Here is a 15,734-nt window from a genome sequence, read left to right on the forward strand (position 1 = left end):
TGAAATAAAAAAGAGCGCCTTATTGGGCGCTCTTTTATATTTACAGGTTCTCAATTTAAAGGTTTAAGCTGACTGTTTACTTAAATCGGCTTGAACACTTTCTTCTGCAGCTGGTGCGGTAGGCTCACATTTATCGACAAACCAACCCATGTAAGACGTCACAATAGTCACGATAATACAAATGAAACTTAGCCACATGAAAGGCGCATAAGACAGTGTCGCGACACCAAGGATGCTCGCCATGTAAATGCCATTGTCACTCCAAGGCACCATACCTGAAGTTAATGTTCCACCAAACTCAGCATTACGTGAAAGATTTTTACGCTTATAGCCAAGACGATCATAGTTCTTAGCACAAATCTTTGGTGTCAGAATCAAAGATACGTACATAGCTGAACCGAACACGTTACCCATAAATGCGGTACCAATCGTACTTGTCGCCAATGAACCTGCACTATTAACGCGTCGCTCGAAAATTTTAGCAATCGTTTCAAGTACGCCTACCTTATCTAGTAGACCACCAAAACCTAAGCCAAATACGATAACAGCAACAGAACCCAGCATTGACGACATTCCGCCACGGTTGAGTATCGAATCAATGAATTCAACGCCTGATGAAATCGAGAACGGAGCCCATGCTGTATTAAACGCCGTTAAGAAATCAATGTCTTGGATCATAACTGCCCAGATGATCCCGAGTAGAGAACCAAAGCTAATGACTGGGAATGAAGGCATACGAAAAGCGAGTAAGCCAAGAACGATCAAAACAGGTACGAAAGAATAAGGTGTGATGTAGAACTGAACTTCCATCGCTTTAATGACAGACTCAACTTGAGTCATATCAACATTACCTGCGTAGTGAAAGCCAAATGCAGTAAACATTATCCCCGTAATGACATAGCTAATTAAGGCGACTGGCAGCATTCCCTTAATGTGTTCAACAACTTCTACATTCGACATAGAAGAAGCAAGGATCACCGAGTCAGAAAGCGGCGACATCTTATCACCGAAATAACAGCCAGAAAGTACAGCACCAGCGGTGATTGGTGCTGGAACACCAAGCCCTTGACCAATTCCCATCATCGCGATACCCGCTGTACCAGCCGCTCCCCAAGAGGTACCTGTTGCTAGAGCAGTAAGTGAACAAATGATCATAGTAGCAAGAAGGAAAATAGAAGGGTGAATCGCTTTAAGACCATAGTAAATGATGGTAGGTACAATGCCGCCTGAGATCCAAGTCCCGACAAGCGCACCAACAGCTAAAAGTATTAAAACAGCCCCTAAGCCATTAGATATTCCGTTTAATGCTGATTTCTCTAGATCTTTATATTCGTGACCGAGTCGAATACCAAGCCCAATGATAATAAACCAGCCTATATAAAGGGCGAGTTGAATTGGGAGATCAAGTTGTGCTGTGAAAGAGAATGCGAGTGATAAAAATAATCCTAACGCTATGACTACCTGTAACAGGCTAGGTAGGCGGGTTATTCGTTGCTGCATAGAAGCCTCTTGTTATTTTGAGCATTTGTAGTGCTTTATTATGGAGTGGGGTGCGCAAAGGACACTACATTAATTAGTTTATTATATCGAAAAAATGCTCATAAGTTGTGATATTTGACTATTAAATATCACATGCGTGGTTTTATGGTCTAATTATTTGTTAAATTCATGGTTGTTACATGTTGATTTCTGTCGCACGTTGTTTTCGTTATGTGAAGTATTATTCTGCCTAACTAATAATCGTTAGTGGTAATTTCTGTTTAATTGGAATGAATATAGATAATGTTTAGTGTGTTTTTTGTTCTACTTTTTGATTGTTAGAATAAAAATAGGCGATCAATCAGTGCAATAAGCTCTGGTTTCTCAAGATGGATAACTCCATGATTCACCGTGTTCACTTAAAAGAAACGAAAAACTTACAATTTTTGACAAAAAGCACTTGAGTTCTTTGCCTGAAAAACTTATAGATGGGATAAGCAATTTAATTTTTACATGGAGAGTTCGAGATGAGAGTAGGTCTAGTCGGTTGGCGTGGCATGGTTGGTTCTGTACTAATGCAGCGTATGGTTGAAGAAAAAGATTTTGATCTTATTGAACCTGTTTATTACAGCACATCTCAAATTGGTATTCCTGCACCAGTTTTAGGCGGTAAAGACGCGGGCATGCTACAAGACGCTTTTGATATTGAAAGCCTCAAACAATTAGATGCAATCATTACCTGTCAAGGTGGTGGTTACACCGAGAAAGTTTACCCAGCATTGCGTCAAGCGGGTTGGAAAGGTTACTGGATCGATGCTGCTTCTACACTTCGTATGAATGCAGACTCTATCATCACACTAGACCCTGTAAACTTGGCTCAAATTCAGCAAGGTATTCATAGCGGCACAAACACTTTTGTTGGTGGTAACTGCACTGTTAGCTTAATGCTTATGGGACTTGGCGGTCTTTATGAAAAAGGTCTTGTTGAGTGGGTAAGCGCAATGACTTACCAAGCGGCTTCTGGCGCAGGTGCTAAGAACATGCGTGAATTGATTTCTCAAATGGGAGTGATCAATGACAGCGTAAGTTCAGAATTGGCTAACCCTTCAAGCTCAATTCTGGATATTGATAAAAAGGTTGCAGACACTATCCGTTCAGGATCATTCCCAACTGATCAATTTGGTGCGCCACTTGCTGGCTCACTGATTCCTTGGATCGATGTGAAGCGTGAAAATGGTCAGAGCAAAGAAGAGTGGAAAGCAGGCGTTGAGGCAAATAAAATTCTTGGTCTAGACGGTGCGCCAATTCCAATTGATGGCACATGTGTTCGTATTGGCGCAATGCGTTGTCATGCTCAAGCTTTAACTATCAAGCTGAAGCAAGATGTGCCAATGGATGAAATTGAAGAAATCATCGCGACTCACAATGATTGGGTAAAAGTGATTCCAAACGATCGCGACATTACTGCACAAGAACTGACTCCAGCAAAAGTAACGGGCACAATGTCTATTCCTGTGGGACGTCTTCGTAAGATGTCGATGGGTAATGACTTCTTGAACGCATTCACTGTTGGTGACCAATTACTATGGGGTGCTGCAGAGCCACTTCGTCGTACACTACGCATCATTCTTGCTGAGAAGTAATCTGTAAAAAACGATGAATTAACTAAAAAGCACCTTTAAGGTGCTTTTTTTGTTTAGTCTAGGAGACAAAATTAGATTACTTCAGTAGCCGGTTACTCTCCGTGTAAGAACTGCTCAAAGTTAGAACTGAGATCTTCATTGTTAAAGACAGATCCAGTCTTGCCTTTCTGTAAGATACTTCGTGCTTGATCGTACATCTCGGCTGATAGAGGAATATAACCGGATTTAGTAACCGTTCTATGAATATTGTCTTGATGAAAATAGAGTTCTAAAAGACGCTTTAATGAAGCTCGTTTATCCAAAGCCGATTTGTTTACGTATACAAAGAGCGGTCGTGATAAGTCTCCGTAAAGTCCGTTTGTCACATTCTCAACACTAGGCAGAGTGGCTGCTCCATTTTCATCAATAATGGCGATAGCTTTTAACTTATCTTGATTCGATGAGTAGTAAGCAAAACCCAAAAAAGCCATTGCATATCTATCTACTGCAACTTCAGCTGTCATGGCATTATCATCTTCATTCGCTATGTAATCTTGACGACTGATTTCTTTATCCAGCACAACATCGACAAAATAATCATAAGTACCAGAATCTGAGCCCGGACCGTGTAAGTTTAAAGGTTGATTGGGGTAGTGATCATTAACTTTCTCCCAAGTGCTCAATACGTTTTCGGATGGTGCACGCCAAATTCTATTTAGCTGCTCTAAAGAAAGTGAATCAACCCAATTGTTTTGTTTATTCACAACGACAGTTAATGCATCTAAGGCTACGGGCAACTCTAAAAACTCTATTCCGTTTGCTTTGCATAGGGCTTTTTCGGTTTCTTTAATCGGTCTTGATGCGTTGGATATATCTGTTCTTCCACGGCAGAATTTGCGAAACCCCCCGCCAGTACCTGTAATGCCAATGACGACTTGCGTTTTTGTTCCTTCCGCTAACATGAATTGTTGTGATAGTTGACGAGTGATTGGATACACAGTACTCGAACCTTCAATTTGGATTAGATCTTTTGCCCATGTTGTATGAGCTGAAAGCAAAGCCACACTAAAGAAGAGGCGAGTGATGAGATTGAACAAAGTGTTAAGCATGGCATTTGGGCATAGTGAAAAAGGATCGACCGATAAAACAATTGGTGAAAAATATAAAACTTCTCAATGGTTTAAACAACTCATTGAATAAAAGTTCATCAAACTTTCATGAAAGTCATAAAACTTTGGAGATTCACTAAATTGAAATAATTTTGACTTATGGTTTAAAGCTTCTGTTTTTATTCTTATTTTTGGTCATCAAACTCGTATCGTCTTATGAAACGTAAGTACTTATTTACATCACTATTAGCAGTGTTAGTTATCACATTTACTTCGGCACTTGTGTCTCAATCCACTCATTTGCTGGTTAAGAAATCACCGTTAGCGGAAGCGGCAGCGGAGATAAAGGTTAATGGCACTTTAGCGTATTTGTGGTTTGATGAAATCATGTCGGGCGATACTGCCCAATCAATACAGGAAGTATGGTACTACCTTGAAATAGCTGATTGGCATGTCGTTGCATTACTAGAGGGTGGAGAAAGTATCATGGGGAGCTACCAACCTGTTGATGACCCCGAGATTCGTAAACGACTGATTGCCTTACGTGAGATGTTAGCTGATTTTAGAATTAAAGCTGAAGCGAATTATCAGCATATTCAATCTGATCGTGCTGTTGTGTTCAGTTCAGTTCGACGTGATGAGCAATTTTTAGAGTTTGCGAGTAAAGCTGATGATATACAGCGAGTGATTAAAGCCAGTTACGAGCTTGGGATTGATAGCTACACACGAACCAGTATTACTCTGATTCTTGCTGTCATTGTTATTGCCGCTTATTCAATCCGAATTCAACATAAGTATGAGAAAAATAGAGACTCTCTTTTACAGTCTTTGACGGATGCCAAAAGTGCCATTGAAGAAAAAAACACTCAATTACATAACAGAGCGTACTTTGACCCACTTACTGGTCTACCAAATCGTTCATTGTTTTTAGACCGGCTTAATCAATCTATCCTTAATGCTGAACGCTCAAAAAAATCGTTTGCTCTGCTTTTTATCGACCTTGATCACTTCAAAGATGTGAATGACCAGCATGGACATGACGTGGGCGATCAGTTGCTTAAGTTGGTGGCAAAACGTATTAATCACTGTATACGTGTTACCGATCTTTCTGCCCGTTTCAGTGGTGATGAGTTTGTCGTGGTGCTCGGCCACCTTGCTGATGTCAGTAAAGCCATCAGTGTTGCGAATAAAATCGCGTCACAAGTTAATGCTGCCTTAGCGACTCCATTTCAACTTGGCAGTGCTAGCGTTCATGTTTCTGCAAGTATTGGTATTTCTATCTACCCGGAAGACAGCGCGACTCAAGATAGCTTGATTCGGTACGCAGATAACGCCATGTACCATGCAAAATCAATGGGTAAGAACAACTTCCAGTTTTATTCAAAAGAGCTCAATCGTATAGCAATGTCTCAGAAGGACACGGAGACTTCGCTCAATATCGCGATCGAAAACGATGAATTTGAGCTTCATTATCTTCCTAAATGGCACTTAGCAACGGAGAAAGTAGAAGGTGTTGAAGCATTAGTTCGATGGAAGCATCCAACTAAGGGGCTGTTAAACCCGAATGATTTTATTCCAGTTGCTGAATCTACCGGACAAATTAGGTTGCTTGATTTATTGGTTACTCAAAAGGCACTTAACCAGCAGAAACGATGGTTAGAGCAGGGCGTTGATCTTGGTATCGTAGGAATTAATATTTCAGCAAGAAGCCTTAAGCACCCAGAGTTTTTTGAGCGATTAAAAAACATTATTGTAGATTCAAATGTGCCTACGAGTAAGCTTGAAATTGAAATAACTGAAACGGTGATGGTGGAAGACATTGAACTTGCACAAGTCATTTTTGCTGAGCTTAAACAATTAGGTGTAAGAATTGCGTTGGATGACTTTGGAACGGGTTTTTCTTCGCTTTCTTATCTGAAAGATTTTGACTTTCAAACACTTAAAATTGACCGAAGTTTCGTCATGGACTACACATTGAATAATACCTCACAGGTCTTACTTAAATCGATTATTCAATTAGGAAACGAGTTGGGTGTGTCAGTTGTTGCTGAAGGTGTTGAAACGAAACAGCAGCAGCAAGATTTGTTTGATATGGGTTGTCTCACTGGGCAGGGCTTTTATTTATCTAAACCATTAACGGCTGACGCATTAGTGGAGCAGTTAGTAAAAAGTGATAAAAGTAATGTGGTTAAGCTGGAAATAGCAGGCTAGTTATCTTTATAACAAAATAACTCTATAGCAAGGCACCATATAACAAGATACCTATCTAGCTTAGCCTGCTTTTATTTGTTGAATGTCTATTCTGGTGTGGTAATTCTTTTATCTGGATCTGCCAGTTCACTGCCACAATATTTGCAATGCATAGCGTCACTTTCATGCCCTGATTTAGAACAGTTTGGGCATTTAACTAATGACTTATGCGAGTTCATTTCTTGATTCAGTTCAGCTGTGATGATCCCTGTTGGAACCGCTAAAATGGAATAGCCCAGCAGCATGGTAATAGAGGCGATAGCTTTGCCTATGCTAGTTTGGGGAACCAAATCACCATAGCCCACCGTTGTAATGGTCACAATCGCCCAATATATACTTTGCGGAATGGAGGTAAAGCCGTGTTTTGGTCCTTCAATAACGTAAATTATTGAACCTAATATGATGACTAAGATGCCAACGGTGCTGAAGAAAATCAGGATCTTTCTTTTAGCCATCAACAGAGAACGCAACAAGATATTTGAGTCTTGTAAATATCGAACTAATTTTAGGATTCGAAAGATTCGCATCACGCGTAACATTCTGATTACGCTGATATAAGCTGCTGTAGGGAAGAAAAGTGCAAGATAAGTCGGGAGAATCGCTAGTAAATCGATGACACCGTAAAAGCTACCCGCATAAGCTTTTGGTTTCGGTGAGCAGTAAAGTCTCAGTAAGTATTCAATAGTAAATAGACCGGTGAAACCGAATTCTAAATACATAAAAACCTCTGCCCATTGCTCATTTAAAGCTGGAATGGAATCTAATACCAGCACAATCAAAGAAGCAATGATTGCAATGATTAAGCCTAAATCAAAAGCTCTTCCTGCTGGAGTGTGCGTTCCAAAAATAATGACGTATAAATGATGCTTAAGTGAATGGCGAGACATAAGTAGACGCTGTAAATACTATGATAATTTAATAGTACCGTTTTCATTCGAAAGAGGCGAGTGTAGAGCTCACCTCTAAGTTCCTCACCTCAACGTTTTAGTTTCAGTACTCAATGTGTAAATCGAATGAAAAACACTTGATAGCCTGATAAACAGCCTAAATGAGTTAAGCAAGCCCTGGAAATAGGTTTCTTAATCCATTCGCTATGAATTCAATCCCAAGTGCGCCTAAAATTAAGCCCATGATACGAGTGATCACATTGATACCTGTTTGCCCTAAAAATCTTACGATGACAGGAGCTGAACGAAATAGCATCCATGAACATAAAGCAAATGTGACGATACTGATGGCGATTCCAAATGTGTCAATTGCTGCGGGATAGCGTGAACCATAAACAATGGTTGAGCTAATTGCACCAGGACCAGCCATCAAAGGCATAGCCAGTGGAACTACTCCAATTTGTTCTTTGCTTATGTACTCTGATTTTTCCTGCTTGTTCTGTTTATCTTCACCTAACTTACCACTCATCATCGAAAAAGCGATGCTAAGCAGAAGTAACCCGCCAGCAACACGAAAAGAGTCTAAAGAAATGCTGAACATATCAAGCAACATTTGACCAGCGACTAACGACACCATCAAAATAACTGCGACGGCAACATTCGCTTGTAAAGCTGTCTTATTCCTTTCTTCTGCAGGCATGTGTGCCGTCAGGGAAACAAACACAGGCATTATGCCAATAGGATTAACTGCGGCTACTAAACCAAGAAAAAATTGAAGGAATATTGCCAGTTCTAAATTTTGCATATTGTTGAACCTCCAAGTGACCAAATTAGGTGAATTGGGCGTAATGTAATGCAGAAAAGAAGAAACAACTAATGAAAAAAACTAAGTCGAAAGCTTGTGTTTTTTTTAGAAAAACTAATAGAACGAAGCCAGATTTAGATGAGATGAATCTGGCTTGTTTTCAGTATTACATTTACGTGTTACTGAGGTGTTAAATGTGAATCTACTGATTCATTTCTAGCGAGTAAATACTTAAGTCACTGTATCTTTTTGATCGACTCTTACACGGATATGACCAAATTGTACAACTTCACTTAGCTCGTACAACCGGCGAAGTAGCTTCTGATTTATTAAAGTGCCAGCCTTTAGTAAGCATGAGCCATTTGATAACTCAATGTCGTCTAAAATAGTCATTTCGCTTTTAAGTTCAGAGAGTGTAGCTGGGATGAAAAAGTGGCATGAAACTTCTTTTATCCTTGGTTGTTTAGTCTCTGGCTGTAGGTTTTTAGGAGATAAACTAATCTCCGTTGAGATGTCGGCGTAAAGATGTTGCTGATACAGCTCTTTCGGTTCTGAAATGGCAAGCAGGATTTTTTGTTGAGCTTCTTTGACTGATATAGGTTTAACTAAAAAAGCATCGACTTCCAGTGTCATACAAGCAGAAATCGTGGCTGCGTCAGAGAGAGTCGTTACAGCGATAATACTCGTATATTGTGAGCTCTTAGTCTGGCTTGTTCTTATTTTCTTGATAAGCTCAATGCCGTTTTGATTGGGCATATTAATATCGGTGATCACAAGATCTATTGGATCTGTGTTGAGTATTGCGACAGCACTTTCTCCGTCTTCGGCAGCCTTAACATTTTCAAATCCAGTTCTTTTCAGCATGCTGACAAATGCCTCCCTAGAAAAAGGGTGGTCTTCAACGACGAGTATAGACAGTAAACTCTTTGCGAATGTATTCATTAGCGTATCCTTACTTAATGATTGCATTGTCTTGTAGATATTTTCCTAGCTTATGTAACTCAGCTTTTCCATGGTCAATAGTCTGGTTTAGTTCATTCCAATCTTTTTCCAATGCGATATTCTGTAGCTGTTCAAAGGTGTTGGCTATAGGAATAGCTCCTGCAGATCTGGCTGCTCCTTTTGCGGCGTGTGCCACCTGCTGAATTTGTTTTTCATCTTTATTGTCAAGAGCTTGGCTTATTAAACCAACGTCATTATTGACAGAGTCCCAGTAGTTTTTAAGAAGTGGAGCGATAATGTTTCCTTCCGAAGTTCCTAGCAGTTGGCTGAGAGTCTCAAGGCAAACTGGGTCGTTGTGGGGGGGATTTTTGGGGCGGTTTTGGGTTTCCTCATGCTCGGCAGGCTGGTTCTCTTGAGGTAATATTTTTAACCACTTTTGTATTGTGGTATCGAGAGTTTTCAATTCGACAGGTTTAGACAAATATCCATCCATCCCTGACGATAAGCACTGGTCCGCCGCATCGGCGACAGCATTTGCGGTAATCGCAATGATCGGAATATGCTGGCTAACTTCTCTGTTTCGTTCGACTTGTCGAATATGTTCAGACATCTCATAGCCATCCATGATCGGCATGTGGCAATCAGTCAGAATTAAATCAAATTCAAGTTCTTTCCATTTTTGTATGGCCTCTTGCCCGTCTCTTGCCAATTCGCACTGGTAGCCTAAATGCTCCAACTGTCGCGATATGACATCTAAGTTGGTTGGTTGATCATCTACGACCAATATTTTTCCAGATTTGATTTCTTGAGGTGGATTACCTGTTTCTAGTTCTTCAAGCAGAGGCAGATCTGGTGACCGAGTGCCATTCATAATGGCGAGTGAATGAATCAATTGGCTTGGTTTTAATGGGGAGCAACTTAGTATGTAGTCATGATCTTGGTTGAGACCATTACCAACTGTAATGTCTTTAGTCAAAATTATTACTTTACTGTGATCATCTGAGTTGATTAAGGTGGACTTTAACTTGTCGGCGCTAAAATCCGGTCCTAAAACGATGACACTGTACGGTGTTTGGTTTTGTACTCCATAATTCAATACGGACTTAGCTCTTTCAATTGAAGTTACGAAAGTACTGGAGCATTGGTGACCTTGTAAGTTTAATTTATAGCATTCAATGACACACTCATCATTGGTGATGAATAATAGCCGTGAACCTTTTAGATCAGCTATGTCGTTATCTATTGGTGGAGTGGTGACTTCTATATAGGGAAGGCGAATAGTGAAAGTACTTCCAACACCAAATTCACTTTCAACTGTGATATCTCCTCCCATTAATTCTAGTAACGTTTTCGTTATTGAAAGCCCTAAGCCTGTGCCACCAAATAAGCGAGTAGTACTGGTATCGGCTTGTGAAAAAGCGTTGAACAGTTTGTGGATCTGTTTGGGTGTCATTCCGATGCCGCTATCTTTAATGGTCACCTCGACATAGGGGGCAATGTCATCAGACACTAGTTTTGCATCAATGTTGATGCGCCCTCTAATATCGATATAGCCCTCAGTGAACTTGACGGCATTACCCACTAGGTTAAGCAAGACTTGGCTCATTCGTACGCTGTCCCCCATTAACAATTTCGGGAGGGCTGCGTCATAAGACAAACATAGGTCTATATGTTTTTTATCTGCTTGAAGAAAAAGCACATCCAATGTTCGTTCTAGCAACATCTGTAGTTCGGTTGGTACGCTTTCTAATGACATTTTACCGGCTTCAATTTTTGAGAAATCTAAAATGTCATTAATAATGTGTAGGAGGGTTAGGGATGAATCTCTAATGGTGGTGACCATGGTTTTCTGGTCATTTGTAAGCTCAGTTTCATTGAGCAGGCTGAGCATACCCACCACGCCATTCATTGGGGTTCTAATCTCATGACTCATGTTTGCTAGAAACATCGATTTTGCTTCATTAGCTGCTTGCGCAATTTCACTTTCGTGGCGCAGAAAATCCTGTGCATTTTTTTCTTTAGTTATATCGATATTCACTCCGCCCATTGCAATAGCGGTATCGGAATCGCTATCAAAAATCACATCGGCGGCGGCTTTAATCCAGCGAGTTTCATTGTTAGGTAAAATGATACGAAACTCAGAAGTAAACTGAGAAAGTGTTTCTCTAGCATGTGCGAGCGATTGTTCAGCATGTTCAATATCTTCCGGATGAACCCTTTCTTTCCACATATCATAATTATTAGTAGAGGATTCTGGGGAAACTCCGTATATGTCATACATGCGCTTATCCCACTCTAAAATATTCGTATCGAAGTCCCAATTCCAAATCCCAATCCCTCCGGCGAGAGCTGCCAGGTTAAGTCTTCTTACCGTTTCTTGAAGCTCATCTTGGCTTCTTTGTAGTTCCTTTTCAGTGACTTTGAATTGTTGAGTATCTCTTAGCGTAACAAGAGTGTGGTTCGCTTGGTCTAGTTGAACTCTGTGGATAGTACCAATCAAAGGGATGGTTTGATTATTCACTTGTGCAGAAAGACCGGCAACTTCGAGTTCATCCCGGTGTTCGAATAAAGATGCCGGGATTTTGAGCTCTTTGTTTGATTTGTGCTTGATGAACTGGCTGATAGGGCGACCAATTAAATCACTCGTGTTTTGGTTGAGAAGTTGAGTCATGGTGAGATTGGCATCCAGAATGATGCTGTTGTCATCAAGTAGCAGTAGGCATTCAAAAAATTGATCAAACATTGCGCCAGCAACAGAAGTTGAGGTAACTGAAGTATTGACTACTTTTCCTGAATTCATTGAATCCAGTTCATTCACTAGCTGTTTTTTTTCTGCTTCAAGCTGTTCAATAGCCGCTCGATTTTTTTTTATTAGTACTTCAACTTTATCATTAAGCGTATTGTTATCACTTTGTAATCCAGACAAGTTGTTATGTAGCGACGATATATCAGTATGGGTCAGTAATAAGTACTGGACTCCTCCTTCTGCGTTACAAATAGTGCTTACTTGAAGGCTTAGATAAGCCCCAGAAAAGGTAGAAAGAGTGAGTACATGGCTATCGCTTGGAGTACTTAAAGATATTTGCACTTCATTTAAAATTTTTGAATCACAAAATTCACGGTAGATTTCTGTGACGCTCTGCCCCAAGACTTGCATTCTATTTAGGTTAAAAAATTTTAGAAAAGCGTTATTGGCATACAGGATAGCTAACGAATCTTCTATGGCGTCACAAACTAAAACACCATCCGGGAGTGTGTCTAAGATATTGTTTTGAATATTCACATCTTTAGGTGGGGTGTTTATTGGCTGCTTTAGAAAGCTTCTTATTTTTGATGTGAGTGATTCTCGCATAGTTCCAGCCTCAGTTATTTTTATGAAACTTATTTCATTTTAATTATAGGCATCATTGAGAAGAAAGCTGATAAAAGAAGGAAAATGAGATCAAGTCAGCTATGTATTGGACTAGATGTGTTACGGATATGAGATCTAATCGAGAAATTGTTAAGAGATACACAAATTTAATAAAAATTATGTCAAGATCTGGTGCGTTGCAATTTGATGGATATACTCCTAGTGGCACGTATTTACCCATCTACATGTAACTTAACTGATTAAAAATGAAACTTTTTTACAGAATATTACAACGTATATACGAAAATGTTTTGTTTGCTTGTTTTTTATCCAAAATTAAAATGTGATTTAAATCTATATAAATCATTGGTTTAAGTGTTGTTTTGCGAGTGTTGTACTACTTTTTGGTTAATTATTTTTTGGTAACTGATCTGGGTCAATTTTTTTCATACCCTGAAATAATATACTCAGCCCTGAAAGCAATTTACTAAGAGAGCTGTTGAGTACAACACAGCAGTTTTAATAAAAAGTTTTTAATATTTATTATTTTAGGAGATCCACCATGCCTGTAACTAACTTAGCTGAACTAGATGCTCTCGTAGCTCGCGTTAAAGCAGCACAAGAAGAGTTCGCAACTTTCTCTCAAGAGCAAGTAGATGCAATCTTCCGCGCAGCGTCTCTTGCGGCTAACCACGCTCGTATTCCGCTAGCTCAACAAGCGGTTGCTGAATCTGGAATGGGTATTGTTGAAGATAAAGTAATCAAAAACCACTTTGCTTCTGAGTTTATCTACAACAAATACAAAGACGAAAAAACATGTGGCATCCTAGATGAAGATGAAAGCTTAGGCACAATGACTATCGCTGAGCCTGTAGGTATCATCTGTGGTATCGTTCCAACAACGAACCCAACTTCTACAGCAATCTTCAAATCTCTAATCTCTCTTAAGACACGTAACGGCATCATCTTCTCGCCACACCCACGTGCAAAGAACTCAACTAACGATGCTGCGAAACTGGTTCTAGACGCAGCTGTTGCAGCGGGTGCTCCAAAAGACATCATCGGTTGGATCGACCAACCATCTGTAGAGCTTTCTAACGCGCTTATGAAGCACGACGGTATTGCACTTATCCTTGCTACTGGTGGTCCAGGCATGGTTAAAGCAGCATACTCTTCTGGTAAGCCTGCTATCGGTGTTGGTGCTGGTAACGTACCTGTAGTTATCGATGAAACAGCTGACATCAAACGTGCTGTAGCATCTATCCTTATGTCTAAAACATTCGATAACGGCGTTGTATGTGCTTCTGAGCAAGCTGCAATCGTTGTTAGCGACGTATATGAAGAAGTTAAAGAGCGTTTTGCTTCTCACAAAGCTCACGTTTTATCTAAAGCTGACGCTGATAAAGTACGTAAAGTGCTTCTTATCGACGGCAACCTAAACGCTAAAATCGTAGGTCAACCTGCTCCAGCAATCGCTGAAATGGCTGGTGTTAAAGTTCCTGCTGATACAAAAGTACTTGTAGGTGAAGGTCTGGGTAAAGTTTCTTACGATGACGAATTTGCTCATGAGAAACTATCTCCAACTCTAGGTCTATTCCGTGCAGACGACTTCGAAGATGCAGTTGCTCAAGCGGTAACTATGGTTGAAATCGGTGGTATCGGTCACACATCTGGTCTTTACACTAACCAAGATACTAACGCAGACCGCATCCGTTACTTCGGTGACAAGATGAAGACGGCTCGTATCCTAATCAACATCCCTACTACTCACGGTGGTATCGGTGACCTGTACAACTTCAACGTTGCACCTTCTCTAACTCTAGGTTGTGGTTCATGGGGTGGTAACTCTATCTCTGAGAACGTAGGTCCTAAGCACCTTATCAACAAGAAAACTGTAGCGAAGCGAGCTGAAAACATGTTGTGGCACAAACTACCTAAGTCTATCTACTTCCGTCGTGGTAGCCTTCCAATCGCTATGAGCGACCTAGAAGGTAAGAAACGCGCATTCCTAGTAACTGACCGTTTCTTGTTCAACAACGGTTACGCAGATGACGTAGTACAAATCCTGAAATCTCAAGGTATTGAAGTTCAAGTATTCTTCGATGTAGAAGCGGATCCAACACTATCTGTTGTTGAGAAAGGCGCTGAAGCAATGAAGAGCTTCCAACCTGACGTAATCCTTGCTCTAGGTGGCGGTTCTCCAATGGATGCTGCTAAGATCATGTGGGTTATGTACGAGCACCCAGAAACTCACTTCGAAGAACTTGCAATGCGCTTTATGGATATCCGTAAACGTATCTACAAGTTCCCTAAAATGGGTAAAAAAGCTGAGCTTGTATGTATCACTACTACTTCAGGTACGGGTTCAGAAGTTACGCCATTCGCGGTTGTTACTGACGACAAGACAGGTGCTAAGTACCCATTAGCTGATTACGAAATCACGCCAAACATGGCTGTTGTTGATGCTAACCTAGTAATGAACATGCCTAAGTCTCTAACAGCATTCGGTGGTTACGATGCAGTAACTCACGCTCTTGAAGCTTACGTATCTGTTCTTGCGAACGAATACTCAGATGGTCAAGCTCTACAAGCTCTTAAGATGCTTAAAGAATACTTACCATCAAGCTACAAAAATGGTTCAGCAGACCCAATCGCTCGTGAGAAAGTACACAACGCTGCAACGATTGCTGGTATTGCCTTTGCGAACGCATTCCTAGGTGTGTGTCACTCAATGGCTCACAAAATTGGTGCTGAGTTCCACCTACCACACGGTCTTGCTAACGCACTACTTATCTCAAACGTTGTACGTTACAACGCGAACGATAACCCAACTAAACAGACTGCATTCTCTCAGTACGACCGTCCACAAGCACGTCGTCGTTACGCTGAAGTTGCTGACCACCTAGGTCTAAGCCAAGCTGGTGACCGTACTGCTCAGAAGATTGAACGTCTACTAACTTGGTTAGAAGAGCTTAAAGTTGACCTAGACATCCCACTATCTATTCAAGCGGCGGGTGTTAACGAGTCTGACTTCATCTCGAAACTAGACGAGCTAGCTGTTGAAGCGTTCGATGACCAGTGTACAGGTGCTAACCCACGTTACCCTCTAATCACTGAGCTTAAAGAAGTTCTAACAACGTCTTACTTCGGTAAAGCATACGTTGAAGGTGAAACTTTTGAAGGTACGACTGTAATTTTGAAGAAAGCTGACCAAAAGCCAGCTGAAGAAAAAGCAGCACCAAAAGCTAAAAAAGAAAAAGCTAACGCATAATAAGTAAGCATTAGTTT

Annotated in this window: 9 protein-coding genes; 3 read left to right on the forward strand and 6 right to left on the reverse strand. The window is 40.6% G+C overall.

The annotated features are described in order from the left end of the window. Positions 1-63 precede the first annotated feature (63 nt). A complete protein-coding gene (nhaC, locus tag L4C37_RS17870) occupies positions 64-1,500 on the reverse strand; it encodes a Na+/H+ antiporter NhaC (RefSeq protein ID WP_372265980.1) in 1,437 nt (478 codons plus the stop codon). A gap of 506 nt (positions 1,501-2,006) precedes the next feature. Between nhaC and asd the strand changes: the two genes are divergently transcribed. Next, positions 2,007-3,122 carry an aspartate-semialdehyde dehydrogenase gene (asd, locus tag L4C37_RS17875; protein WP_137374657.1) on the forward strand — a complete coding sequence of 372 codons (1,116 nt, stop codon included), beginning with the start codon at positions 2,007-2,009 and terminating at the stop codon, positions 3,120-3,122. Between the two features lie 92 nt (positions 3,123-3,214). On the opposite strand, the gene L4C37_RS17880 is transcribed toward asd, so the two are convergent. Continuing rightward, a complete protein-coding gene (locus tag L4C37_RS17880; protein WP_429769353.1) occupies positions 3,215-4,210 on the reverse strand; it encodes a PstS family phosphate ABC transporter substrate-binding protein in 996 nt (331 codons plus the stop codon). Positions 4,211-4,426: 216 nt separating this feature from the next. On the opposite strand from L4C37_RS17880, the gene L4C37_RS17885 reads away from it, so the two are divergent. Continuing rightward, positions 4,427-6,421, forward strand: coding sequence for a putative bifunctional diguanylate cyclase/phosphodiesterase (locus L4C37_RS17885; RefSeq protein ID WP_372265978.1), 1,995 nt, complete (start codon positions 4,427-4,429; stop codon positions 6,419-6,421). Positions 6,422-6,507: 86 nt separating this feature from the next. Here L4C37_RS17885 and L4C37_RS17890 read toward each other — a convergent pair whose 3' ends face one another. The 4 genes from L4C37_RS17890 to L4C37_RS17905 all read right to left on the reverse strand — a co-directional run bounded on the left by L4C37_RS17890 (position 6,508) and on the right by L4C37_RS17905 (position 12,446). After that, positions 6,508-7,347: an ion transporter gene (locus L4C37_RS17890; RefSeq protein WP_372265977.1), complete on the reverse strand. Its 840-nt coding sequence runs from the start codon at positions 7,345-7,347 to the stop codon at positions 6,508-6,510. A gap of 166 nt (positions 7,348-7,513) precedes the next feature. After that, positions 7,514-8,152 carry a YchE family NAAT transporter gene (locus tag L4C37_RS17895; protein WP_137374653.1) on the reverse strand — a complete coding sequence of 213 codons (639 nt, stop codon included), beginning with the start codon at positions 8,150-8,152 and terminating at the stop codon, positions 7,514-7,516. Positions 8,153-8,383: 231 nt separating this feature from the next. Further along, the gene (locus tag L4C37_RS17900) at positions 8,384-9,094 is read right to left on the reverse strand and encodes a response regulator (RefSeq protein ID WP_273296502.1); all 711 of its coding nucleotides are present in this window, start codon (positions 9,092-9,094) and stop codon (positions 8,384-8,386) included. A gap of 10 nt (positions 9,095-9,104) precedes the next feature. Then, complete coding sequence (locus L4C37_RS17905; protein ID WP_429769354.1) at positions 9,105-12,446, reverse strand: response regulator; 3,342 nt, start codon at positions 12,444-12,446, stop codon at positions 9,105-9,107. Positions 12,447-13,008: 562 nt separating this feature from the next. Between L4C37_RS17905 and adhE the strand changes: the two genes are divergently transcribed. Beyond that, positions 13,009-15,717: a bifunctional acetaldehyde-CoA/alcohol dehydrogenase gene (gene adhE, locus L4C37_RS17910; protein WP_429769355.1), complete on the forward strand. Its 2,709-nt coding sequence runs from the start codon at positions 13,009-13,011 to the stop codon at positions 15,715-15,717. Positions 15,718-15,734 lie beyond the last annotated feature (17 nt).

This window comes from Vibrio kagoshimensis, assembly GCF_050337535.1.
In the GTDB taxonomy this organism is placed as follows: Bacteria; Pseudomonadota; Gammaproteobacteria; order Enterobacterales; family Vibrionaceae; genus Vibrio; species Vibrio gallaecicus.